The 26,383-nt window shown below is 37.0% G+C and carries 22 protein-coding genes; 20 read left to right on the plus strand and 2 right to left on the minus strand.

Annotated elements, in window-relative coordinates; translation table 11 throughout:
- The 11 genes from J2786_RS18075 (at nt 1) to J2786_RS18125 (ending at nt 13,255) form a co-directional block, all read left to right on the plus strand.
- Nucleotides 1-1,284, plus strand: coding sequence for a condensation domain-containing protein (locus J2786_RS18075; protein WP_047433829.1), 1,284 nt, complete (start codon nt 1-3; stop codon nt 1,282-1,284).
- On the plus strand, nt 1,281-2,534 hold the full coding sequence (locus J2786_RS18080) for a phthiocerol/phthiodiolone dimycocerosyl transferase family protein (RefSeq protein WP_047433831.1): 1,254 nt from the start codon (nt 1,281-1,283) through the stop codon (nt 2,532-2,534). The genes J2786_RS18075 and J2786_RS18080 overlap by 4 nt, the downstream gene beginning before the upstream one ends.
- On the plus strand, nt 2,531-3,079 hold the full coding sequence (locus J2786_RS18085) for a hypothetical protein (RefSeq protein ID WP_047433833.1): 549 nt from the start codon (nt 2,531-2,533) through the stop codon (nt 3,077-3,079). Before J2786_RS18080 ends, J2786_RS18085 begins: the two co-directional genes overlap by 4 nt.
- Before the next feature lie 207 nt (nt 3,080-3,286).
- Nucleotides 3,287-4,117: a helix-turn-helix domain-containing protein gene (locus J2786_RS18090; protein ID WP_047433835.1), complete on the plus strand. Its 831-nt coding sequence runs from the start codon at nt 3,287-3,289 to the stop codon at nt 4,115-4,117.
- 46 nt (nt 4,118-4,163) lie between these two features.
- Entirely contained in the window at nt 4,164-4,580 is a 417-nt protein-coding gene (locus tag J2786_RS18095; protein WP_047433837.1) for a hypothetical protein, read from the plus strand.
- A 314-nt stretch (nt 4,581-4,894) separates the two neighbouring features.
- Nucleotides 4,895-5,419: a hypothetical protein gene (locus tag J2786_RS18100; protein WP_047433840.1), complete on the plus strand. Its 525-nt coding sequence runs from the start codon at nt 4,895-4,897 to the stop codon at nt 5,417-5,419.
- A 75-nt stretch (nt 5,420-5,494) separates the two neighbouring features.
- Nucleotides 5,495-6,298, plus strand: coding sequence for a fimbrial biogenesis chaperone (locus J2786_RS18105; RefSeq protein ID WP_047433842.1), 804 nt, complete (start codon nt 5,495-5,497; stop codon nt 6,296-6,298).
- Nucleotides 6,291-7,319, plus strand: coding sequence for a hypothetical protein (locus tag J2786_RS18110; protein ID WP_047433844.1), 1,029 nt, complete (start codon nt 6,291-6,293; stop codon nt 7,317-7,319). The genes J2786_RS18105 and J2786_RS18110 overlap by 8 nt, the downstream gene beginning before the upstream one ends.
- A gap of 41 nt (nt 7,320-7,360) precedes the next feature.
- Nucleotides 7,361-10,117 (plus strand): hypothetical protein, encoded by a 2,757-nt coding sequence (locus J2786_RS18115; protein ID WP_156121547.1) that lies wholly within the window; start codon nt 7,361-7,363, stop codon nt 10,115-10,117.
- A gap of 622 nt (nt 10,118-10,739) precedes the next feature.
- Nucleotides 10,740-11,066 (plus strand): nucleotide pyrophosphohydrolase, encoded by a 327-nt coding sequence (locus J2786_RS18120; RefSeq protein WP_047433848.1) that lies wholly within the window; start codon nt 10,740-10,742, stop codon nt 11,064-11,066.
- Between the two features lie 8 nt (nt 11,067-11,074).
- Nucleotides 11,075-13,255 (plus strand): DNA/RNA helicase domain-containing protein, encoded by a 2,181-nt coding sequence (locus J2786_RS18125; protein ID WP_047433850.1) that lies wholly within the window; start codon nt 11,075-11,077, stop codon nt 13,253-13,255.
- A 45-nt stretch (nt 13,256-13,300) separates the two neighbouring features.
- On the opposite strand, the gene J2786_RS18130 is transcribed toward J2786_RS18125, so the two are convergent.
- Nucleotides 13,301-13,711 carry a helix-turn-helix domain-containing protein gene (locus tag J2786_RS18130; RefSeq protein ID WP_047433852.1) on the minus strand — a complete coding sequence of 137 codons (411 nt, stop codon included), beginning with the start codon at nt 13,709-13,711 and terminating at the stop codon, nt 13,301-13,303.
- Between the two features lie 299 nt (nt 13,712-14,010).
- On the opposite strand from J2786_RS18130, the gene J2786_RS18135 reads away from it, so the two are divergent.
- From J2786_RS18135 to J2786_RS18155, 5 genes are all read left to right on the plus strand, one after another.
- Nucleotides 14,011-14,517, plus strand: a complete 507-nt coding sequence (locus J2786_RS18135) for a hypothetical protein (protein WP_047433853.1) — start codon at nt 14,011-14,013, stop codon at nt 14,515-14,517.
- A gap of 747 nt (nt 14,518-15,264) precedes the next feature.
- Complete coding sequence (locus J2786_RS18140; RefSeq protein WP_047433855.1) at nt 15,265-16,434, plus strand: PDDEXK-like family protein; 1,170 nt, start codon at nt 15,265-15,267, stop codon at nt 16,432-16,434.
- Nucleotides 16,435-16,610: 176 nt separating this feature from the next.
- The gene (locus tag J2786_RS18145) at nt 16,611-17,948 is read left to right on the plus strand and encodes a restriction endonuclease FokI C-terminal domain-containing protein (RefSeq protein WP_047433856.1); all 1,338 of its coding nucleotides are present in this window, start codon (nt 16,611-16,613) and stop codon (nt 17,946-17,948) included.
- A gap of 428 nt (nt 17,949-18,376) precedes the next feature.
- Nucleotides 18,377-18,793: a hypothetical protein gene (locus tag J2786_RS18150; RefSeq protein WP_156121549.1), complete on the plus strand. Its 417-nt coding sequence runs from the start codon at nt 18,377-18,379 to the stop codon at nt 18,791-18,793.
- A gap of 229 nt (nt 18,794-19,022) precedes the next feature.
- On the plus strand, nt 19,023-20,165 hold the full coding sequence (locus tag J2786_RS18155) for a 1-acyl-sn-glycerol-3-phosphate acyltransferase (RefSeq protein ID WP_047433860.1): 1,143 nt from the start codon (nt 19,023-19,025) through the stop codon (nt 20,163-20,165).
- A 71-nt stretch (nt 20,166-20,236) separates the two neighbouring features.
- Here the strand turns inward: J2786_RS18155 and J2786_RS18160 are convergent, their stop codons facing one another.
- Nucleotides 20,237-21,286 (minus strand): alpha/beta fold hydrolase, encoded by a 1,050-nt coding sequence (locus J2786_RS18160; protein ID WP_047433862.1) that lies wholly within the window; start codon nt 21,284-21,286, stop codon nt 20,237-20,239.
- Nucleotides 21,287-21,601: 315 nt separating this feature from the next.
- Between J2786_RS18160 and J2786_RS18165 the strand changes: the two genes are divergently transcribed.
- The 4 genes from J2786_RS18165 (at nt 21,602) to J2786_RS18180 (ending at nt 26,338) form a co-directional block, all read left to right on the plus strand.
- Entirely contained in the window at nt 21,602-22,585 is a 984-nt protein-coding gene (locus J2786_RS18165) for an L-histidine N(alpha)-methyltransferase (protein ID WP_047433865.1), read from the plus strand.
- 87 nt (nt 22,586-22,672) lie between these two features.
- Nucleotides 22,673-23,842, plus strand: coding sequence for an ergothioneine biosynthesis protein EgtB (egtB, locus tag J2786_RS18170; protein WP_047433866.1), 1,170 nt, complete (start codon nt 22,673-22,675; stop codon nt 23,840-23,842).
- 10 nt (nt 23,843-23,852) lie between these two features.
- Nucleotides 23,853-24,773: an ABC transporter ATP-binding protein gene (locus J2786_RS18175; RefSeq protein WP_047433868.1), complete on the plus strand. Its 921-nt coding sequence runs from the start codon at nt 23,853-23,855 to the stop codon at nt 24,771-24,773.
- Nucleotides 24,770-26,338 (plus strand): ABC transporter permease/substrate-binding protein, encoded by a 1,569-nt coding sequence (locus J2786_RS18180; protein WP_047433869.1) that lies wholly within the window; start codon nt 24,770-24,772, stop codon nt 26,336-26,338. Before J2786_RS18175 ends, J2786_RS18180 begins: the two co-directional genes overlap by 4 nt.
- Nucleotides 26,339-26,383 lie beyond the last annotated feature (45 nt).

Genomic DNA, 26,383 nt, shown 5'->3' on the forward strand with positions numbered 1-26,383 from the left:
ATGAATCAACCTATAAAAAGAAGATTGCTATTTGGAGAGCGCATGTTATTAGGGGACGGAACAGAACCTTTTAACGCGGTCATTCCGTTCAGACTTAGAGGTACTTTTACATTAAAAGAGATCCAGCAGGCTCTGGCCCGAATCCAAAATAAACACCCGTGGCTGAGAGCATTAATCAGCCATGATGAAAAAAATATTCCGTGGTTTATTGTTCCTGAAAAACCTGTTTCTATTCCTGTAAGAATCATCACCAGACAAAATGAAGATCAGTGGCAGGAAGAATCCAGGAGAGAATGGAACACCACCTTTAATTACGAAAAATTGCCTCTGATCCGTTTTATCTGGATCAAGGGGGAAGACGTTTCTGACATGCTGTTTGCGTTCCACCATTGTCTTTGCGATGGTGGTTCTGCAATGGCTTTTTTAAAAGAGTTTCTGACAGTACTGGACAATCCGGCTGCTGATATCGGGACAGAAAAGCCAATATTAGGAATCCAGGATGTGGTTCCATCTGATATTCTGAACAGCCGCAGACAAAAGCTGAAAGCTAAATTTATCGGAAGATTGGCGGCTACAGCAATCAAATGGCTTCCGGTAAACAAAAAGCCTGTTGAAAGACAGAATGACTATCTGATCCATGGGAAACTGGATGAAGAGACAAGCCAGCAGGTCATCGCTTATTGCAAATCTCATGAAGTAACCGTCAATACATTTTTGAGTGTAGCGCTGTTACACGCATTCAGAAAAGTAAGAGGCAAAAAATCCTTCAACAAAGTTTCCTGTCCGGTGGACATCAGACGTTTTGCCAAACAGATTAAAGAAGATCACATTTTCGCTTTCGGGCTGATGATTGTGATTTCTCTGGATGAAAAACTAAACTTTACAGAGAATCTCCGTGCGATGCAGAAATCTGTTCAACAAAAGTCTTCAAAACTGGATCCGTACATCACCATGATGGTCATGGAGTCCGGACATGATGCACTGAAAAGTTTTACCAGACTGTTAAAGAACGGAAAGTCATCCAACGACTGTATGTTTTCCAATCTGGGGCCTCTTCAGATTCCACATGAGTACAAAGAGTTTTCGGTAGAGACCATCTTCAGCCCATCGGTCATTGGTCCGCTGGGAAATACCACTACCCTTGTGGTTTCTACTTATCGTGGAAGAATGGATTTTTCAATCATGGGAAGTGAAGGCTATTTACCCCATGCTGAAGTAACGGCTATCCGTGATGAGGTTCTGAGAACGATTTATTCACAAGTTAAACAGACAGCAGTATCATGATCAAAAGACCTTTAATGATGGTAGAAAGGATCATGTATGTAGATCCGGAAACCCCCTTAAACTGTATTTATACAGCAAGAATCAAAGGAGAGATTTCTGAAGAAAATTTTAAAAACGCTTTAATACGAATCCAGCAGAAACATCCGATTCTGAGAACTAATATTGATCATAACAAAGGGCGCTATCCTTTTTTTATGGGACAAAGAGATATTGAACCTATCCCCCTTCGTATTGTAGAACGTACCACAGACGAAGATTGGTTCAAAGAATCTGAAAAAGGATGGTTTAAACTTTTTGAAACTCCCAAAAAACCTTTGGCAGAAGTAGTCTGGGTAAAAGGACAGGATACTTCCGAAATCCTTTGGATCATGCCACACTGTATATCCGATGGGACTACCGGAGTGACTTTACTCCGTGAACTTTTAAGTTTGCTGGACAATCCTTATGCTCCGCTAATTCCTTATGTTGCTTTTGAATCTGTTGATGATTTCCTGCCTTCAGATTTTAACACCGGAATACAAAAATGTAAGGCCAGCCTTTACCTGCTGTTTGCCAGAATATTTTTTTTCATCCAAAGAAAAAGTAAAAAGAGAAATCAGGGGAAAAACTACGCCATTCACTGGAAAATGACTCCGGAGGATACCAAACTGATCACTGAAAAATGTAAAGCCAACGGAATTTCTGTGCATGCCTTGCTGTGCTCTTCGGTAATGCAGGCCTTCCGTGATATTCAGGGAGACCGTGCCAAAGGTAAGGTGATCAGTCCTGTAGATGTGCGTCATTTTATTCCGGAAATTAAAGAAGATCATTTATTTGCTTTTGCTCCAACGGTAGAACTGTCTGTGAAAAAAAACAGTAAGGATGTTATGAGCAATGCCAAAGAGATCAAAAAAGATCTTACGGAGAAAATCAACAAGATGGAAGCCCGTGAACTCCTGTGGATGGGTGAACATATGCATCCTGTTGTGGGACATATGATCAATATGCTGAAATCCAGTGAAGGCGGGCATGATGTAACCTTATCCAATATGGGAAAGGTAAACATCCCGAATGATTATAAAAATTTCAGTCTGGAAACAGTCATTAGTCCTACCGTGGCTTTCCCATGGCTGAACTCGAATACCTTAGTCACCAGTACGTACAACCAGCAGATGGACTTCACTTTCATGTCCAATGAAAATTTTCTTCCCAAAGAGGAAGCTCATCGGATAAAAGATAAAGCCATCGAGCTATTGACCACCTCTCTATGAAATTTAAATTAAAGCCTCCGAAGCCCAAACTAATAAAGAAAACCACCCTGAAACGCTTTCTCATAAAGCGTACAATTTATTACGTCCTTCCGAATGTGTTTTTTAATTTTATTATTGCCTATGCCAGTTTTAAGGAATTAGGCTACACCCATTTCTTTTCGGGTACACAAAACCTGGCCCGTCTTACTCTGCCTATGGCGATCTTCCTTCCGGTAGTTCTCACCATTGATATCATCAAAAGAGTAACCGATGCCGCCAGCCAGGAAGCCATCGAATTTACCGTAGACGAACAGTTGAATATTAAAAAACTCATGACCAGGTTAAGTATTTTACATGGTTTGATTACAGGACTATTGGTATTGTCTCTGCTCTTTATAGGACAATATAATTTTTCAAAAGATTATAAACTGGATGCAACGGCAATGGCTGTGGTAGTGGGAACCCTCGCAGGAATATTGTCTGTGGTTTTTGTGTATTTACCAGTATGGAGGTTGAGGAGATGGATGTGCAAAGTAACATCAGTTCCTGCAGACATCAACCCATGATTTTTGAACAAAAGCAGATACAACACTGTATATCATTCAATTAAGAGTCAAAAAAAGGATAATTATGCCCGGATGATCATGAAGTCACCGGGTATTTTTACGAAGATCTCAACTTAATTTTTTCCTTTAAAACTCAGTATTTGGTAAATTTTTTATATTTATATAATAATTTACAAGAATTTTCTTGAACAGAATGACTAACAATGTATGTACAAAATCACGGATCAGTTAAAAAATGTAGGATTCAGTATCAATCGTTTAGATTTCCTTATCAATAGAAATAACAACAAAAGAGAATTCAATACCTTAGAATATTTTTGTATTTATATTATTCTTGAAGATATCCAGTTAACGGTAGAAAATGTTCCCTATCCTTTAAAAGGAGGAAGTATTGCCTTCGTAGGACCTCAAAAGAAAATAATTTTTGGCAAAACCAAAAGATCAGATGTGTATTCAATTGCATTTTCCTCCAGCTTTTATGAGAGATCAACCAAAGACAGTCTTTTTATCAATTCGCAGCTTTTTTATAATTATAATTCCGACATATTTATAGCGCCCTTCCTCAATGTAGAACAGATGAGGGTGGTATTTCTCGAGCGGATGGAAAGTTTCCGGGCAAAGGACGAAAGCTTATATATAGCTGCTGCCCATAATGCCATAGAAAGGCTGATGCTGGACGCCCTTTTACATATTCCCACTGAAGAAATCAAAAAGGATATCAAATTTGACTATATGTACTATGTTAACCGATTCAAAGTTCTGCTGCAAAGAGATTACAAAAAGGCAAAAAAAGTGGCTTACTATGCAGAAGAACTTAATATCTCCTCGAGGAAACTCACGGAGATGACAGAGTATGTACTCGGCAAAACAGCCAAGCATATTATCATTGAAAAACTCATTACAGAATGCCGGAAAGCACTGAACTTCTCCAATTCCACGATCTCTGAAATATCTTATGATCTGGGTTTCAGCAATGAAGGAAATTTTACCAATTTTATAAAAAAACATACGGGAAAAAATCCCTCCGAAATGAAATAATTTGTATATTTACATAAGTAACCTTTTGGGGAAAAATATAGGTTATATGCTTGCAAAGTATATTTTATTCATTTTGCTTTATTTTGCTTTTACAAAATCATTTGCACAGGCAGCAGACGGTTTAAGGCTTAACGTCAGGCTTTATCCCGTACAGATGCTTGCTGTTGGCACAGGATTTTCGGACGATGGGGATGAGTCTTCCTTCCGGGAGGTTCAGTCTGTAATGATCTCAAGTCCGTCCGGGTTTCAACTGAATGCACAATATGATGAATACCGGGGTACAATCGGTAATTCTGAAAGCAACAGAGAAAGATCGGATGAATATCCTCTTATCAGCCAGTACAAAGGAGTGGTTCAGGAGAGATATATCATCAACGATGAGTTAGAAAATGCAATAAAAAATTTAAGCTCTGACACCAGTGATGAGCAAAATTTTTTAATATTAACTCTAATTTCTCAGTAAAAAATTAAGCAAGGCTTAAAAAAAATACTATGCACCAAATAACAATCTCACAATTTATTCATTCCCTATAAATTAAGTAAAATTAATGTTTAAGATTAATAAAACATTTTTTTTACTTTATGGTGATTTTATCAGCATTTAAATACTACTTTTTATGTAATTATTCATAAAGAGTATTGATTAGTGCGCTCTTATTTCTCCGTAAAAATTCACAAATAATAAGTATCTTTTCACAAAGGTCCTGCTGTTCTTTGTATTTACCTTTGCATCCGCAATTTTAAAAACAATTAATACAAAAAAACATCCTTAACCTTATGAAAAATTTGATCTTAGCTTCTTTTGCTATCCTGGGATTCTCAACATTAAAAGCACAACAGAATGTAACCCTTAACGTGAGACTTAAACCTATTCAGACTCTTGTTGTTAACAACGCTCAAAAAATCGTTAACCTAGACTATGTAACCAAAGATGACTATGCTGATGGTGTATCTTCTCTCAACGCAGATCACTTAAGCATTTACAGCACCGGAGGATTTCAGGTAAAAGTAAAAGGTGGTAACGATGTATTACAGCAGGGAGGTAAAAACATCCAGGCTAACACGATCCAGATTATTGCAAGCGCAGGCTCTGAAGCTGTAAACGGTGCTCAATATGCTCAGAATGTACATTTATCAGCTAACGAAACTACTTTGGTAACTTCTTCTACCGGAGGAGTAGACAAAAAAATCAATATTGAATATAAAGGTGCAGGAGCTAATACGTACCTGGATAATTATATCGCAGGACAAGATCCTACCATATATACTACTGAACTTACGTATACCATTATTTCTCAATAATAGATATCATTTTGTAATGATAAAGTGTTGTACCTACCACAGCACTTTATCAACACTTAAAAACTAATTTCCGTCATGAGCAGATTCTCTCTTCTCCTTTTCAGCCTTCTTTTCCTATCCTCTCTTCATGGATACGCACAAACAGGAGTTTCGGTTTCACCGCCAAGACTGTATTTTGATTCAGGAAACGGAAACAGCAACACCCAGACAATAACGGTAACAAATGTAAGTGCCAAGAATTCTCTGGACCTAGCTGTAAGCCTTGGAGACTGGGAGTATGACGGCAAAGGTGAGAATGTAACGTATCCTGCCAATACTCTTCCCACTTCCTGCGCAAGTTGGGTTTCGGTCAAAAAAGAAGATAATTACTTTACTTTAGCTCCGGGAGAAAAAAAAGATATTGAGGTAACCATTACAGTTCCTAACGCACTTTCAGACCAACTGGCTGCCCATACAGCCGTTTTGTATGTTAGTCAGATGAATCCGGTAGATGATGTGGACCATAAAGGTGCCAACATCAAAGTGAGCATACGCTCAGGCATCAAATTATTCCACAAGCTGCCTGCGGCAAAAACCAAAAAACTTGAAATCCAGAATCTGGTATACGGAAAAACAACCAGTACAATCAACCTCTTCTTTGAAAATCAGGGTGACGTATGGGGAGACGGAAAAATATACACCGACTTTGTGAATACCCAAACCGGGAAAAAAGTATCACTGGATCCCGTTATCTTTTATACGATGCCCGGAAACAAAAGGGAAATGGATATCCCATTACCGGCAAGCCTTGAAAAAGGAAAGTACACTGCTTCGGTAATGATTGATTATGGAGACAACAACAATCTGGAATTGGGAGAATTAAGTTTCAGCTATGAATAGTAAAACATTCTTCTGTTTCTTGCTGCTGGTTTCTCTGAACTGCTTCTCACAGGTCAATTACAATTCCTGGATAAACAGCTACTTACAGATTAATTCCTACAGCGGAAATACCAATCCAGATGCATACACCTTTACCCTGGCTGGTAACGGTGCATTTAATATTCCTTACTGGAAAATATCCATGAGGCTGAAACAGCCCATCACTTCCACGGACGGAAATTATACGATGCCTGCCAACAAGATTTCATTTCAGCCGGTTTCCACTTCAGGACAGGCTTATCCGGGACCCGTACCCACAATTCCTCAGATCGGAATGCCGCTGAATACTTTTCTTCAGGCCAACCAGGAAGTCTTTTTAATTCCGCAGTCCAATGCAGCGCTTTACAATCAGCCGCCACAGCCCAACGGCTACTATAACCTGCAGGTAAAATACAGCCTGACCGTTATGGGAGGATCCTATCTGGGTAGCTACCCTTCCTGGACCAGGTTTAATGTTCCGGTACAGTTTACCGCGTATGACCAGTACAACAATATTATCGGCAGAGGGGATCATAATTTTCAGATTCACATCGGACCGCTCAGCGGAACTCCGACTGATGTACCAGAAATGTCGCTTCAGTTTTCAGCAAAAGCGGTTAACGGATCACTGGAATTCAAAAGTATGTCGGATTATGTCAACGGAGTAAGTGTCATCTACTCCAATGGACTGATTGTAAAAAGCAATACCAATTACCAGATCAAATTACGTTCTCTTCAGGGGCAGTTCAGCTCTCCGGCCGGAAACTACATTCCTTTAGGAACCATAAAAATGAATCTCATCCCGGTTTCAGGAAACAATGGGAATGTATACCCTATCCTATTGAGTGCTTCTCCGCAGCTTATTGCAACAGGAGGCTCCACGGGAAACTCCAGCCTGTATTATGATATCCGATATTCCACCAAAGCCAATGATGAAAGACTGATTAATGCCAAATCGGAAGAATATTCCACCACCCTTCAATACGAGATTATCCCCCAATAACCATGCTTCAAGACCTGTTCAAAAAAATCTTTTTCATTTTTTTGATTTCGTTTCAGATATGGATTTCGGCACAAAGCAGTTCCGGAATAAGCCTTGATATCCGTAATGAATCCAGAACAGATAAAACAGGAATCCTGGATCTGATCATCGTCCTTGACAACCAAAGCACCAATGATTTCAAAGGAAAAATAAACATTACCATTCCTCAAGGTTTCAGAAATATTTCAGGAAACAGTCTTCAGGTCGAAATAAAATCCGGGGAACATCTTTTTCTTCCTGTAAAGATTGTGGTCAGCAATAATGCCGTTTCAGGAGAATCCCGTCTGGGTTTCCGTCTTTCGGACCAGCAGAATAAAACAATGGCGGAAAAAGAAATACCTTACACCGTTACTGAAAATAATGCCATGCGCATCACGGCAGAAACCTCTCTGATTTATGTGAATAAGGCTACCGATTCGGTAGAAGTAAGGGCAAGAGTTTCCAATCTTGGGAACAGAAAGCAGCATGTAACGGTTGTCTTTAAAATTCCTGAAGCTGAGCAGGGAAATGCTTTTATAGAGAAAACAGGAAGTATTGGGGTGCAGAAAGATTCAGTCTTTGTGTTCCGTTTTCTGCCTTCCAGAATCAGATCACGCAGTTCTCAGATTTCCGTTAATATTGCAGGCTTCAGAGAGCCGGACAGAGAAATATTCGGCAATACCAGTGTTTCCATACAGAACGTTTCTTCGGTGCAGCGCTATGAGGATATGGAATCCAGTGCATTTTCCAATTTTACAAAGAATACCATCACGGCAAGTTACAGACATGCCGGAGAAAACCTGGACATGTATCAATTGGTAGGTTCCGGAGGTTTCAACCTTCCTTCAGGATATATTTTTATCCGCGGGAATATCTATACCATGACGAATCAGAACGATCCTATTGTCAACAATACCTATCTGACCTATCACAGAGAAAACAGTGAATTCACGATCGGAAATATCAATAAACTACTGGAGCTTTCCCTATTCGGAAGAGGGCTGGAATATACCTACACTTCTCCGGACAAAGACAAGAAATTTGAAGCCGGATTCGTAGACCAGACCTACAGCCTGATCGAAAGAAATTCTTTTTTGAAATATGGCTATGGATTTTATACCCGAGGAACTCTTGGGGCTCAAAACGCATCCCGCAATATCTCAGGAACATATATTTTCAGGGACGATCCTTATGAAAAAGCAAAACATCATGTAGCGGGAACAGATCTTCAGTATGCTTTCGGCAAAGACTGGAAAACGAATACCAAGGTGTATGGCGGACTGAGTTTCTACGAAAATAACCAGCCTTCCAAACCTTCTTTAGCTTTGGAATCACAGTATTCGGGAATGATCAAAAAGATCAATCTGAATGGAAATTATTTCTACAGCACAGATTATTATCCCGGAAACCGAAGAGGAATTTTGCAGATCCAGCAGAATTTTTCCACCATGATTTTCAAAGACCATTATGTGTATGCCAACATTACGGCTTCCCATTTTTCACCTAAGTTCTACTTTTACAACAACACCCTGAATTCAAGCAATGTAAGACTGGATGCGGGAATCAACTTCCCTAAAAAAGGGAATTTTGGAATGGGGCTTGGCTACCAGTATCAGGAAGAAAACTCCAATTCTTATAATAATTTCTTCAATGCCCAGCCTTACGAAAACACAAAACAACTGAAAGCCCAGCGTTTTACGGAATACCTTACCTGGCTGAGCCCTGATAAGCAACACACCTCCATCTTAAGCATGGAGACAGGACTGGTACGTTATCCCGACAACTACAAACAGCAGTTTCAGATGAAAGCAAGCGGAACCTACAGCTACAAATGGCTTACCGTGAACGGAATCTATCAGCATGGAAGTTATTTTCTTTCCGAATATGCTTTTTCAAAAATGATGAACCAGCGCACTCCCTACGAAAAGCTTTCCCTTTCCGCTTTTGTGAATAAAAATTTCTTCAACCGTCAGCTGAATGTCACCTCAGGGGTTTCTTATACGGATGATGTTCTGTATGGAAAATCACCTTCCGGCTTTATGAACCTGAAGTATTCAAGGGAAAAGTATGCCCTGTACCTGAACTCTTCCTACTTCAGTTATACTGCAGGAAGTTTCACCAATAATCTGTTGACCGTAGAAGCTGGTGTGATCGTCAATCTTAGAAACAGCACCCTTGATCCGGGTAAAAAAGGTGATATCAAAGCATTTGTCTATTATGACCTGAACGAAAACAATATCTATGATGAGGGCGACAAAGAAGCGGCAGGTTATCTCATTATGCTCAACAATATTTCATTTAAAACCGATCCGTCAGGTTCTATCAGCTACCGTTCTATCCCTTACGGAAAGTATGCCCTGAAACAGGTGATCCAGCAAGGCTGGTATTATGATGAAACCGAATTTACCGTAGACAAACACCACTACTCTTTTGAGATCCCTCTTCATCAAAACGGAACGACCCAGGGAAAAATAACCTATGATTTTGATTCCAAAACCGCAGTAGATTTCACGCCCAAAGTCGGAGGGGTACTCTTCAATATTTACCGCAACGAACAGTTAGTACATCATATCATCACCGATGACAACGGTGAATTTGCCTCCTTCTTACCCTCAGGAAATTACAGGATTGAACTGAACAAAAACTCCCTGCCTTCCAATACCTATTGTGAACGCTCTACAGATACTTTCAAAGTAGAAGCCGGGAAAATAGTAAAACTTGAGCCTTTTGTGATTAAGGTAAGGGAGAAGGTGATTAGGGTGAAGAAGTTTGAGAATTAATGTAATGAAATATAACTCATTACGCCCCTGCGTTATTAAGAAATATGTCTGCAGTGTCTATGTGTTATCAGCGCGAAGAGTAAGAAAATAGTTTCAAAATACTAATCTGTTTTTCATATAATTTTCTATCTTTGATAGTATCATATGATATTATCAAAGAGATGGAAACCTCCCTATACTTTTACAATCTGAAAATAAAACATTGTATACAGAAGACAGAATTTTATTATTTAAAGAGAAAGTAAAACAAAATACGTTCAGCAGGAAAGACTATATGCAAAACTTCAGAAATATTTAGGCTCCCACTGCAAGCAGAGACCTGAAATGGGCTGTTGAACAGGGTATTTTATTAAAATCAGGAGAACAGAGGTTGACAGAATATTGGTTTAAAGAATGAGGCTAAAATGTTTGTGGTTTTGTGATGCCGTTGGGTGATTGAGAGGTACCACCAAACTGTTTTTGTGGACTTAAATTCTTCGTTTATTTTGATATACACGTTTTAAAAAATATTTTCGACATTTATATCCAAAATTCCTATGATAAACTAGTAATTTCAACATAATTATGACAAAGTTTTTACTATTTTTAAAGTTGAATTAATTCGCTTTATTAAATAATACTCATGATAGATAAAAGTACAATAGAAAAGCTTATAAAATTTCGTGATGACAGAGACTGGGAACAGTTTCATAATTCAAAAGATTTAGCATTAGCTTTATCCATTGAAGCATCTGAACTTTTAGAAATATTCTTATGGAAGAAGAATGAAGATTTTGATAAAGATAAATTGGAAGAAGAATTAGCCGATGTGTTCATGTATGGTTTACTCCTTGCAAATAAGAATAATATAGATATCAATAGTATTATTCTAAAGAAGTTACAGAGAAATAACGAGAAATATCCTGTAGAAAAAGCAAAAGGAAAATCAAATAAGTACGATGATTTGTAGTACCGGAAATGAAGAATTTTACAATTACAGAGGAATACGATTTTGATCACCTCATAGAAACCAAAATAAATAATAATCATAAAGACTACTTATCCTGGCCGATAGTTTATTTATTGAAAAATAAAAAAACTAAAGCTGCTTATGTTGGAGAAACTACAGATGTATTAACCAGAATAAATACCCATTTAAAATCTGAAGAAAAGAAACAGCTTTCATCTGTAAATCTTATTTTAAGTGATTTGTTCCACAAATCTGCTACCTTAGATTTAGAATCAAATCTTATTAAATATATTTCAGCTGACGGACAATACACATTACAAAATGGAAATCTGGGAATTTCTAATCATCAATACCATGAAAAGAAAGTATATTGGAGTTTATTCAAAGACATTTGGGAAGAACTTAGACAACTAGGTATATCCCGACATTCTCTTGACTTTATCAATAACTCAGATCTTTTTAAATATTCTCCGTACAAATCTCTTTCTAAAGAGCAGATCAAAGGATTGAAAATGATTTTAAACTGTTTACTTGATGAAAATGCTAAAGTCAGTCTTATTCATGGAGGAGCTGGAACTGGTAAATCTATTTTAGCAATTTTTTTATTTAAACTATTGAAAACAAATTTAGAGGATTTCAACTATGCTGATTTTGATGAAGATGATGAAGACCTTTTCCTTTTACTAAAAAAGGTTAAAAATAAATTTAAGGATTTAAATATGGCATTGGTAATTCCAATGGCATCTTTTAGAAAAACCATTTCTAATGTTTTTAAGAATGTAAACGGATTATCACAAAAGATGGTAATAGGACCTTCAGATTTAGCACAAAATAAATATGACCTTATCATCGTTGACGAAGGGCATCGCTTAAGAAGGAGAGTAAATTTAGGTTCATACTTTGGAACATTCGATCGTAACTGTGAAAAGCTAGGTTTAGACAAATTTACCGCATCGGAATTGGATTGGGTTATACTGCAAAGTACTAAATCTATTATTTTCTATGATCAGTATCAATCTATAAAACCTTCAGATACTCTTAAAGAAAGTTTTAAAAAATTAGAATTGGCTCCTTCAACGCGTGTTGAGAAATTAAAAACTCAGCTACGGGTACGTGGTGGAAATAATTATATAAAGTTAATTCATAAAATTTTTGATGCACCTTCTACGCTTTCCTTACCCCCCTATAAAACAAAAGATTACGAATTCTATCTTTTTGATGATTTATCTGAAATGATTAATAGAATAAAAGAGAAAAACGAACTACATGGTTTATCCAGAATGGTAGCAGGATATGCCTGGGAATGGGTTTCAAATAAAAACACTGAAGCTTATGATATTGTTATTGGTGAAAATCAGTTAAGATGGAACAGTATTTCTGTAGATTGGGTAAATTCACCTAATTCTATCAATGAGGTAGGGTGCATTCATACCACACAAGGTTATGATTTGAATTATACAGGAGTCATTATAGGCCCTGAATTGAACTATGATTTTACATCTAAAAAACTAACTGTTGATAAACAAAAGTACAAAGATAAAAATGGTAAAAACTCAATTCAAAACGAAGAAGAATTACTAGATTTCATCATTAATATTTACAAAACAATATTGTTAAGAGGTATAGAAGGCACTTACATTTATGTATGTAATGAAAATTTGAGACGCTTTCTCCAGCAGTTTGTTCCAACTTTTAATCCTTCTTATACTGAGGAGAAATTAATAAAATTTTCCAATACTCCTACGGAAAGTTCAATTCCTTTCTACGATCTAAATATTGCGGCAGGCTCTTTTTCTGAATTGCAGGAATTAGAAAAGGTGAAATATATAGAACTGGATAGTCTAGAAAATAGAGATGATTATTTTGCATGCACTGTAATAGGTGAATCAATGAATAAAATCATTCCCAATGGAAGTATTTGTTTGTTCAAAAAATATAATGGAGGTTCGCGTAACGGCCTAATCACTTTAGTTGAAGGAAGAAACATTGCTGACTTAGAATTTGGAAGCAATTACACTATTAAAGAATATTCCAGCAAAAAATTAACTGATGAAGAAGGATGGCATCATGAAGAGATAGTATTACTACCTCAATCCTACGATTCTAATTTTAAGCCTATCATTCTTAGAGACGAAGAAACAATTGATTTTAAAACTCTAGGTATTTTTGTAAAGGTATTGAAAAAATAAAAAATGTTCAGCATACGCTGAACATTTTTTAATATCTTAAATAAATTATTTCCTTTCAATCAACCTCTCCAGTCTCACCATCATCTCATCCTTCTCCTTCAGCATCCTTTCATAAAGTTCCATCTTTTCTTCATGTAACTTCTTTATTTCTTCAATTGGATTTACATTAAAAGTAGGCGTATGTCCTGTGTTCAAGAAAGAACCATTATCAAACGTATTAGAAATAATATTCACCGCCTGCTCCTCATCAAAATTCTGAAATGCTTCCACCGGAATTTTCAATACTTCAGAAATTCTTTTCAGTAAAGGGTCTTCGATAATTTCTTTCTGTTCCAGAAGGGAAACTTTCTTCTGGTTCCAGTCGTCCCCAAGATCAAGAGCTAATGCTTCCTGCTTGATGCCCAGCATTTCTCTGAATCGTTTTACATTGCGTCCTTGATGTATTGTATGTTCCATGATAATTCAACATTTATGAAGTTTTAAATATAGAAAAATATTTAGAAAAACACCCCTTAAAAAACAGCTTAATTACAATCTCTGTTCTTCATGCTGATACTGTGAAACGGGCCTCCTCTCCTATTTCGTCATTTTCGTTTTTTATGCCCTCTTTTTTTCATCAAAAAGTCAGAAAAAATAAACCCTGTTATCTGATTTTCATTTTCTGATGAACACGCGCTGAAAATCTTACAACCCCCTGTTTTTCTATGCCTGGCACTCGTTATATTTGATCATACAAACCAAAAAAACACAATATTATGGCATTAGACAATTTAATCAGTGTGAGCTTTTCAAAAAGTGATCTGGAAACGATTGATAAAGCAATTCAGGATATCCAGTCTGTACTGTTGGGAAAAACCATCAACCTTACTCCGGATCAGCGACAGCAATACGGAAGAATTGCCGAACAGAACAAACTTTTCGTCAATAAAGCCAAAATCTACATGGAACAATATGCCCAATATGTTCCTAACTTCCTGGATAAAACAGAATTCGATAAAGACTATATTGCCAGAGAACAGATTGAACAAAGATTACAACAGCTGGATTCCTTAACAGAACAGCTTTCAGACACCAAGGTATTGCTGGATCACGATAACTATCATAATGCCATCAGTTTCTACCGAAGCATCAGATACCTTTCCGAAGAGAATGTACCGGGTACCAATGTTATTTATGATGACATGAAGCAGTTTTTTGTGACGGGACAGACTTCAGGACCCACTGAAACACCGCCTCCATCCGGTTCAAACAACAATCAGTAAGAATAAATACCTTTTTGAGAGCACGTGAAAAACGTGCTTTTTTTGTGATGATCCAGCTGCTGATTTTTGGTTGGAAATCGCAAAGACGCAAGTTCTTTTGATAAGGTGCTTTTTTAAGGCGCAAGGATTTTATCTCCGATAAAATTTCTCTGTATCATGCCTATGCACTTGCTGAAAATCTTTGATTTTCTTGCGCCTTAAAAAATATATCAATATTAAAATACTTTGCGTCTTGGCGTTTAAAACAAAATAATAGTCATTATATCTGAAGAAGCAGGATATTTTAAAAATGCAAAGGTTTTATTGGTCAGAATTGATAATTAGAGGGAGCAAAGGAATGGTGGCTGCGCCACTGATGAAGCCAGATGAATAGTGCTCATGATTCTTACAATAGTATTTTACCCCTCTTACCTCCTTCCTAACACCCTCCAGGTAGTATAGCAACCGTCTCTATCCCTTTGGACAACGGTCTCTACCCTCTTATATAAGCTGGTGGAGCCCCTTATCCAAGTCCGTCTACCCCCTTACCCAAGGGGGTATAGCCCCTTCATGAAGAGAGTGGAGACCGTTCATAAAGTCCCTTCAGAGGCTTGTTTAAGAGGTTAGGGGGACTTTGGAAGGGCCTATGGGTATTTCTGAGCAATGTTTATAGTGACTTTCAAGAAAATTTACGCTTTCCCGTAATCAGAAACTGGAGATTTTCGTTATTATTGCCAAGAAGAGTAAAAACAGATTAACTAATACATCATGAACGATTATATTTCTTTTTTCCGGGAGATCCAGGCCCGCTCTAAGTTTGAGATGGAATATGAAAAAAGACATTCTAACAAACTAGCTTCTAAATTCAATGCTATGAAGTTCCTGAACTGGAACGAAAATAAAGTCTCTGAAATATTAGCATTTTTTCTAAATCCGAATGAAGATCATGGTCAGGGAGATATTTATTTGAAATTGTTCAAAGAAGAATTAGGATTGTACTTCCCTTATGATACTCCGGAAAAAGTTCAGGTTATTTTAGAAGATTCAACCTTTGAAAACCGACGGGTTGATATTGTTCTAAGGAACCAGGACCAATCAAGTGTTCTGGGAATTGAAAATAAAATTTATCCCTGGACAAAAGATCAGGAAAATCAGGTTGAAGATTACTTAAAATACTTACAGTATATCAGTAATAATCATTATCAGTTGCTCTATTTAACCCCAAAATCAAAGGAATTAACAGAGTACAGCGGTGGAAAAGAGATTGAAAAATTGACAGAAACAGGAAAACTCTATTTAATCAACTACGAAGAGCATATCATACCTTTATTAAAAGAATTTATAAAAAATACAGAAAATGAAAGAGTACGTTGTTTTCTGGTAGATTTTGAAAGTCAACTTATTGAAAATTATATGGGAAAAGAAAATTTAGATCTAAGTTCATTAAATCATTTTATCACTGAAACTGAAGAAAATATAGAAACGGCTTTTAAAGTATCCAATACTTTAAATTCGATTAAACAGGAAATGAAAAATCTTGTTAATCAGCAAATGTATCAAGTGGTAGATGAGCTAACCGAAGAATTAAAAATGCGTATCATATATAATGAACAGTTTCATCATTTTGAAATTCCTGTCTTTAAAAACTTTTTCATAAAATTCAATTATGAAGAAGGTGGAGTTATTTATGGTTTGGTAAAAACACCTCAATATATGGATTCACACTACGATAAAATATATCTGAATGATCTGAGAAATTATTTAGGCGTAAAATTCAGAACTTCACATTGGTGGCCTTTATTTTTCTTACAATATCACAACATAGAACATGATGCTGCATTCTGGATTGATGTTAAAAATGGTACATTTAAAGAATTTATGAAGAATTTTATTATTACTGTTTTACAGTCACCTAATGAATTAAAACAGGATCTATAATGTATATGAACTATTTCATGTGCCATATACTCAATAAAACTGTGTTTCCTCATGAGTAAAACTAAAGATTTTCTTATTATTGCTATCGAATATTTCCAAAAATTAAACATTGTAAATCAAAGCGTAATTCCTTTTATTCTGAATAATAATTAAAAAAGAACAAATTTTAAAAAACCATGATTTCAAAACAAAAAACACAATACATTCAAAAAATATGGGATAATTATGTAGCTAATCAAAAAGTGCATGATACCAAAGGGAATGAGCTTCCTAATATTGATGAGGAAAGGCTCGCTGCAATTGTTGAACTAAAAAAATTCATCAATGACTTTCAGTCGGATAAAATTAATATTTATCAATTTAAGACCAATGTAGATAGTTTTAATAAAAGAAATAATTTGTGGGGATTTACTGCAACAAAAGGACAAATGTTTTTCAATCAATTAGTGAAGAATAGCGAATCCAATATCAAGGAATTAACCAAACTAATCCAAGAAACCATTGCCGAGCCTAAAAACCTGGAAGAAAGTTTTACTAAAATTGCTGCTTTAGAAGAATATAGCCAAAATATTTATTCAAAAGCAAAAGATAAAAGAAGGGCACCTAATCCTGGTTCAGTATCTTATTTTCTGTCTTATTTCTGGCAAGTTCAAGATTATGAGAAGTGGCCCATTTTGTATACATCATTAATAAATTCTTATAGAGAGCTTGAACTTTGGAATGAAACAGAGAGCCAGGTTGAAGCATATAAGTATTTTTACCTATTAAATGAAGAAATAAAAAAGCTTTTAGGCTCTTACTCCGGAAAGGATATAAACAACTGGTCAGCTGAGCATGCTTTCTGGAACTTTAAAGGGAATCCTAATAAACAGTCTACTGCTAAGTTGAAAAAAGAAGAAGTCGAAATTTTAGAAGTAGAAGAGGAAAAGATCATTACAGTCAGTACATCTTTCGAACTGACAGACTATCTGATTCCAAAAGTGGCTAAACTTATTGAACTGGGAAATGACAAAGAAAAATCATCTTCTTCAAAAGGAAGTGCTTATGAAAAACTAGTTTGCGAAATTTTTAAGCAACTGGATTTTGAAGTGAATATTTTAGGACAGGGCTCAGGACGCAATCCTGATGCCATTATTAAACACAGTGATGATGATACTGCATTTCTGATGGATGCCAAAGCATATTCAAACGGCTATGCTCTTGGACTTGATGACAGAGCAATCAAAGAGTATATTGATAAGATTATCCCAAGCTTACAAAAGGAACGATATAAGAAATTTGGATTTATTATTGTCAGTAATTCATTCAAATCAAATTTGGATAGTTTCATTAATGAAATTACCTGGAATACAGATGTTAGAAGATTTATATTGCTAACTTCTGAGGCTCTATTATATTTACTGGCGTATAAAACAAAAAATAGAATTTCAACCTCTTCAATCATTGAAACTTTAATTAGTCTGGGAAATCCAATTGAGGCTAAAGACATCATTGGAAAGTTAGATGATGTTTAATCTTTTAAATGATCATTTTCTTACCTCAGCTGTTCAGGGTTTAAGTCTTTTAAAAGATTAATTGGAATATAAATTTTATAATAAAAAAGTTTAGATTCCTGCGAAATGACAAAGTGGATGTATAATAAAGTATATAATGATACTTATGTACTCGGAACACGATATAAACTACTCGCGTTGTCAATCCATAACGTTCATTCCGTAGGAATCTCAATATAACACGTTTAAGTTTAGGCTAAAGCCAAAGGGATGTTTTCTTATTAAAATGGGCTAAAGCCCATTTCTATTGAATTTCCCTGCTACCACACGAAAGGATTCGTGAGGTAGTGGGGGAATAACAATAATAAATCTCTTTAGATTTTGCAAAAAAATTGGAGATGAAGAAATGATTGAAATTCTTAATTCCTAATGATAATCTTAATGAAATTATGAAGTTTTTAATATTATTTACGTCTGTTCTGTTATTAACTACACCAAAAGAAATTTTTGCTGAAAAATTGTCTTGCAGAGATTTTAAAAATGGAAAGTTTATATTAGTAAATAAGAAGACCAATAAAAAGTATCTTATACAAAAATCTAAAGGCCTTCAGAAAGAAGAGGCTTTTGATCTGTCTACAAATAAAAAGATACAGAAGGATAGATACTATAAAATATTTTGGAAAAGCGACTGCCAATTTACATTACTATTAGATCTTACCAAAAGTCCATATGACGAAACTGACAAGTATATTAATTCTCATGGTGGTTATCTTTGTACAATCAAAAAGATAGAAGGGAAATGTGCTATTATTGAAACTCAATTTGAAGGAGATGTTTTCGCTTCTGAAATTTGCAAAACTCAATAAAAGAAATTTTACAAATGAGTTACATTATTTAAGGTCTTGAAATCAATACTCTAAAAATATGAGATTAGGATCCTCAGTAATGACAAGATGAGTATATATACAGACTTGTATTATAATATCGTTATTCCCCAAACTCCTACGCCCCTCATAATACTTTAACACCCTTTATAGCCTCTTCCCCGATAAATTTTCGTTCTTTTGCAAAAAGTTTTAATTTTTACCCAACCGCATGTCTAAGTTTGATGAAATCCGGTATTTCTATGATCAGGAAGTCAATGAGAGATTACAGAGCATAGCTCGTGATCCCATGATGAAAGCCTTTATGAATTTTACTTTTCCTGATACAGATGAGCAGGTTTGGCTGGAACAGTTTAAAAATGTTCATTCCATCAGTGATTTTCAGCATCAGTTTGTAGCTTATGCCGTTCGCCAGATCCTTGCAAAAAGTTCTGACGGCTTAACGACTTCTGGCTTTGATAAGCTGGATAAAAACAGCTCCTATCTGTTCATCTCGAACCACAGGGATATTGTTCTGGATACTTCATTGCTTAATCTGGTATTGCTGGAAGGTGGTTATGTAATGACCGCTTCTGCCATTGGAGATAATCTTGTGCGTAAGAATTTCTTAAACGTACTGGCTAAACTGAACCGAAACTTTCTGGTACAAAGAGGGTTGCCGCTTCGTGAACAACTTACCAGTTCACAGACGATGTCTGAGTATATTAAGGAACTTCTGCTTCAGGAAAACCGCTCTGTATGGATTGCACAACGTGAAGGCCGTACCAAAAACGGTAACGATTCTACCCAGCAAGGTGTTTTGAAAATGCTTGCCATGGCATCCGGAGATCAATCGCTTACAGATTATTTTAAAACATTAAAGATTGTTCCGGTCTCTATCTCCTATGAGTATGATCCTACGGATTCCCTAAAGATGCCTCAATTGCTGGCACAACATAGGGATGAGGAATACATTAAAGGGAAAAATGAAGATTTCACCAACATTATCAGCGGAATTCTGGGACAAAAAAAACGCATTCATCTTCATGCCGGAGATGTGCTGGATAAGGAACTGGATGAGATAGCAGCGACCATTGACAATAAAAACAAACAGCTGCAGGCCATTGCGCAGGTAATTGACCGCTCCATTATCAGTAATTATAAGCTTTGGCCAACCAAGTACATTGCTTACGATCTACTTCACAACACCAATACTTACGCTTCCGAATACACAGAACAGGAAAAACAGTTATTTGTCCGCAGGCTTGAAATGCGTATTGATCCATCGGATCCTGTTTCCAGAGAGTATTTCTTAGCGATGTATGCGAATCCTTTGGTGAATAAACTGAAGCTTGAAGAAGAATCTGAAAACTAGTTTAGATTACTATAAAGATAAAAAACCACTGTTATTGAGCAGTGGTTTTATTTTTTTATTCTTTCAGATTTTTATTTGGATTTCGACATTGAATCCACCTCTACGATTGCATCTGCAAATGCTTTTGGAGCTTCCTGTGGCAAATTATGCCCAATTCCACCCGTTATGGTATGGTGTGCATATTTTCCGGTAAATCTGGAGGCATAACTTTCCGGCGCAGGAAATGCAGCACCATTGGCATCGCCTTCCAGGGTAACTGTTGGGACGGTAATCGAAGGAGATTTTGCCAGTTTGGCCTCAAGAGCATCATATTGTTTTTCCCCTTTTGCCAATCCCAGACGCCAGCGATAATTGTGAATTACGATATCAACGTGATCAGGATTATCGAATGCTTTCGCAGAACGTTCATAGGTTTGGTCATCAAAAGCCCATTTTGGTGAAGCCGTTTTCCATATCAGTTTATTAAATGCTGAAGTATTGGCTTTGTAACCTTTATACCCTCTTTCTGTTGAAAAGTAATACTGATACCACCATAAAAACTTAGCATTGGGTGGCAGAGGTTTTTCGTTTGCCTTCGGACTTCCTATTAAATATCCACTTACAGCCACCAGCCCCGAGCAGCGTTCAGGCCATAGTGCTGCCATAATATCTGCGGTTCTTGCTCCCCAGTCGAAACCGCCAATGATTGCTTTATCAATTTTCAAAGCATCCATAAAAGCAATGACATCCAATGCAACAGCACTCTGCTGGCCATTGCGCTTTGTATTGGGTGACACGAAAGTAGTTGTTCCATAGCCTCTTAAATAAGGAACCAATACGTGGTAGCCTTTTTCAGCAAGTATAGCAGAGGATTCTTCAAAACTATGGATATCATAAGGCCATCCATGAAGGAGGATAACAGGTTTTCCAGTTTCAGGACCTACTTCTGCATAGCCAATGTTCAGCAGTCCGGCTTTGATTGACTTTGTATTCTGAAATGCAGACCTCATTGTTGCGTTTTCAAAATCTTTCTCACCAGTGCTATACGTCTGTGCTTTTAAAGACAAAAATCCCATTCCCATCAAAATAAACAGGGATAAAATGGATTGTATTTTTTTACTGAAATTCAATGTAGTATTCATAATAGTGATGTTTTGTGATGGTAAAATTATGGTAAACCGGAGACCAGAAGAAGAGCAAAAACGTTGAACAGGTCATATTGAAAGGTGAATACTGATTTTCAGACGGTAAAGCAGACAGCTCCCTACTCTTTTTGCTGGCTTCTACTATCAAAAGAAAGGATTCATGATGGATAAAAAAGTACCACATCTGGTAAAAACATCATGATAATCATTTTATTAAAAATAAAATTGTTTATATTTAAATAGATATAAGAATTTCATGTTGTAAAAGGCAGGATAATTGCAATAATCTACAAATCACACAAAATAATACTTATGAATGTACAGTTAGACCCGCAATCTACAACTGATAATAATGCTGTTGATCATTTCCGTTCAGATATTTTAAACGGCCTTAGCAATACTCCTAAAAAATTATCTTCAAAATATTTTTACGATAAGATCGGCGATCATCTTTTTCAGCAAATCATGGCCATGCCTTCCTATTATCTTACCCGTTGTGAGCTGGATATTTTCAAAAATAAAACAGATGAACTTATTGATCTGCTTATTCCCGGAGACGAACCTTTTGACCTGATTGAATTGGGTGCAGGAGACGCCATGAAATCGACCTATTTACTTGAACAGCTGATCCGGAAAGGGATTAACTTTACTTACATGCCGATTGATATTTCAGGAAATATTCTTTCCATACTTCATCAAAAACTGAGCAGCCAGCTTCCGGAAATCAAAATAACCTGTCTGGAAGGAGATTATTTTGAAATGCTTCAAAAAGCAGCTTCATTATCCAACCGGAGAAAAGTTGTGTTATTTTTAGGAAGTAATATCGGGAATATGACTCTGGAAGAGGCTAAAGATTTCTGTCTGCATCTGAATCGAAATCTATCTCCGAAAGATCGTGTATTGATAGGATTTGACTTAATGAAAAACCCACACACCATTCTGGAGGCCTACAATGACAAAGAAGGAATTACCGCTTCTTTTAACCTTAACCTTCTTACCCGCATCAACAATGAACTGGGCGGTAATTTTGATCTGAAACAATTTCAGCATTACCAGACGTATGATCCGGTTAGCGGAGCGTGCAGAAGTTTTCTGATAAGCCTTATCAGCCAGGATGTGACTATTGACAATACAAAGATTTCTTTTGAAGAAAACGAATGGATCGACATGGAAATTTCACAAAAATTTTCTTCTGAAAAAATCATGGAATTAGCCCAAAAATCAGGTTTTACGATCACTGGAAATATCAACGATTCTAAAAAATGGTTTGTAGATTCAATCTGGCAGGTAAAATAAAAATGAGAATACACACTGCACATCTGCAAAAGTGAAAAAATAAATAGACTTCTTTCATTGGACATCAATCATTAAAAACTAAAAGACATGACACCAGAGATCACCACAAAAGATTTTACTAAAAAGTATAAGGACATCCGCAGACGTTCTGAAGAAATCTGTGCTCCACTGGAAATCGAAGATTATGTAGTACAGCCGATTGTAGATGTAAGTCCTCCGAAATGGCACCTTGGTCATACCACCTGGTTTTTTGAAACCTTTATTCTTACCCCACATTTTCCGGATTATAAGGTTTTTGATCCCCAGTATAATTTTGTTTTCAACAGTTACTATGAAACAATCGGGGCACGGGTGATCCGGACCGACCGTGGAAACCTCAGCCGCCCTTCTGTTTCAGAGGTATATCAATATAGAAAATATGTAGATGAGCATATGGAAGCTTTTCTTGAAAGCTCATTTCTGACAGAAGCTATTGAACCTCTTTTGGAACTGGGGCTTAACCATGAGCAGCAGCACCAGGAGCTATTAGTCACTGACATTAAATATATTTTAGGACATAATCCGCTTTTCCCTGCTTATACAAAAGAAAAATCAGGACAAAAGAACTCCGGAGATCTGGAAATGCTAAAGTTTTCTGAAGGAGTCTATGAAATTGGATTTAAAGGAGAGGGATTTTGCTTTGATAATGAATTAGGAAGACATAAAGTATACCTCACTGACTTCGAAATTGCCAGCCAGCTTGTCACCAATGGTGAATATTTAGAATTTATGAAAGCAGGCGGGTATGAAGATTTCAGACACTGGCATGCTGAAGGATGGGACTGGGTGAAACAAAACTCTGCAAAATCTCCACTGTACTGGCATTATATCGAAAACAAATGGATGTATTATACCCTCAACGGATTACAGGAAATAGACCCTGCCGCCCCATTGTGCCACGTTAATTTCTATGAAGCCTCTGCTTTTGCCTCCTGGAAAGGAATGCGTCTGCCCACTGAAGAAGAATGGGAAACAGCTTCCATTTATTTTGACTGGGGAACACGCTGGGAATGGACGAATTCTGCTTATCTCCCCTACCCTCATTTTAAGAAAGAAGCAGGCGCAGTAGGTGAATATAACGGAAAGTTCATGATCAATCAAATGGTTTTAAGAGGAGCTTCAGAAGCCACACCTCCGGGACACAGCAGAAATACATACCGCAATTTTTTTCAGCCTAATTTAAAATGGCAGTTTACAGGAATCAGACTTGCTCAGTAATTTTTCGCCGATGATCACAGTAGAATCAATTTCAAAAAGTTTTAACGGAAAAAAGGCAGTAGATCAAATTTCTTTTCAGGCTCTTGATCAGGAAATCCTTGTTCTTTTAGGAACCAGCGGGTGTGGGAAAACAACCACGCTTAAAATGATCAACCGTCTCATAGAAGCAGATTCCGGAAACATCTTCATAGATGGCAAAAATATCCGCGATCAGAAAGCTGAGGAACTGAGAATGGGAATTGGTTTTGTCATGCAGCATTCAGGATTATTCCCCCATTATACCATTCAGCAGAATATTGCGGTAGTTCCTGAACTGTTGAAATGGGACAAAAAGAAGACAGAAAGAAAAACGCATGAACTTTTGGCTAAGCTTCACCTTTCTGAAGAGGTACTTTCCCGATTTCCCCATGAGCTAAGCGGCGGACAACAGCAGCGGGTAGGTATTGCAAGGGCACTGATTGCAGACAATCCCGTTTTGCTGATGGATGAACCTTTCGGAGCGCTTGATACCATTACTAAGGCTGATATTCATTCAGAATTTAAATCATTGGAGGAGCTTAAAAATAAAACAATCATACTGGTTACCCATGATGTACAGGAGGCATTTGAGCTGGGACACCGGATATGCCTGATGGATCAGGGAAAAATAGTACAGACTGGCACTCCCAGGGAAATACTTTACCAGCCTGAAAATGACTTTGTGCGCGATTTTTTTGCCAAAAACCGTCTTTTATTAGAGTATAAAGTAACATCGTTACATCACATCAGTCCATTTCTTACACCAGAAAATCACTACTACAGGCCCAATGGAACGGGTAGTACAAGTGTGTGGGATATTTTACAGCAATTGAGTTCCGATCACCAAAATGCCGGAGTATATGAGGAAGTAGTCAGAGCATTTAATCATTACAGAAAATCACAGATGGTATGACGCAGCAACAGAGTTTTTGGCAATTTATTGCTGAACAGCACGAAAAGCTTACTACCCAGATCATTCAGCATCTTGGGCTTACCTTTTTGTCCCTGCTTCTCGCCATCATGGTCGGGGTACCTTTAGGTATCCTGATTTCCAGAAAAAAGAAACTTTCAAGCCCGGTGCTGGGTACCGCAGGTATTTTACAGACCATTCCGAGTATTGCCTTGCTGGGTTTTATGATTCCTGTTTTCGGTATTGGTCCGAAGCCAGCCATTGCTGCTTTATTGATCTATGCTCTTCTTCCCATTATCCGGAATACGTATACCGGAATTATGGGTGTAGATCCGGCTGTGATTGAGGCAGCCAAAGCCATGGGAATGAACAGAAGGCAGCTTCTTTTTAAGGTGAAACTTCCTTTAGCCATGCCGGTTATCATTGCCGGTATCAGGACTGCTGCTGTTATAAATGTAGGAGTAGCTACACTGGCCTCTTTTGTGGCAGCAGGTGGTTTGGGAGAGTTTATCTTCGGAGGAATTTCACTCAACAATACGAATATGATTCTTGCCGGAGCCATTCCGGCAGCATTATTAGCTATCTTTCTGGACCAGATTATTGCCATGATCCAGAAATCAGGTTACCGGTTCTTTCAAAAACTGAAATATATTCTTCCTGTTATCTTTATGATTCTGGGAATAGGGTATCTTCTGACTTTTGTATCACACAGGACAATTAAAGCTGGTTTTACACCGGAATTTATGGGAAGACAGGATGGTGACATCGGACTTCGTTCGGTGTATGGGCTGAATGTGAATCCTCTTGTGGTAAATGATGCAATTATGTATAAGGCTGCTTACGAGAAGGAACTGGATCTGATCAGCGGATATTCTACCGATGGCAGAATCAAAGCGTATGATCTGTATGTACTGAATGATGATAAAAAAATATTTCCGCCTTATTATGCAGCTCCCATTATCAAGACCAAAACAATGAAAAAATTTCCGGAATTGGAAAACACCTTAAATCTATTGGCTGGAAAGTTCAATGATTCTATCATGACGGATCTGAATTACAGAGCTGATCATCTCCATCAAAATCCTGAAAAGATTGCAAAGGATTTCCTCATCAGAAATAATCTTTATAAAAGTCCCCGGAAAGGAAATACAGGAACCGTCAGGATTGGCTCAAAAATCTTTGGGGAACAGTATATTCTCGCAGAAATGTATACCCTTCTTATTGAAGGATATACAGATTATAAAGTGGAAACCAAAACAGGTTTAGGGGGAACAAAGATATGTTTTGATGCCTTAATGAACGATGCCATAGACTTTTATCCTGAATATACGGGAACCGGGCTTCTGGTGCTTTTAAAGCCAACCTCAGAGACCGTCAGCAATGTGTCCAAAAGTCCCGCCAAAACCTATGAATACGTGAATGCAGAGTTTGAAAAACAATATGGGATTCAATGGCTGAAACCGCTTGGATTTAATAATGCTTATGCTCTGATGATGCGGAGAAAGCAGGCTGAAGCGCTTCATATCAAAAGCATATCTGATCTTGCCCATTATTTTGATGGAAATTAAATTTCTGTGGATGATGCGGATAGCGTGAATCAGGAATATATCTCA

Source organism: Chryseobacterium vietnamense (assembly GCF_031454475.1).
Lineage (GTDB): Bacteria > Bacteroidota > Bacteroidia > Flavobacteriales > Weeksellaceae > Chryseobacterium > Chryseobacterium vietnamense.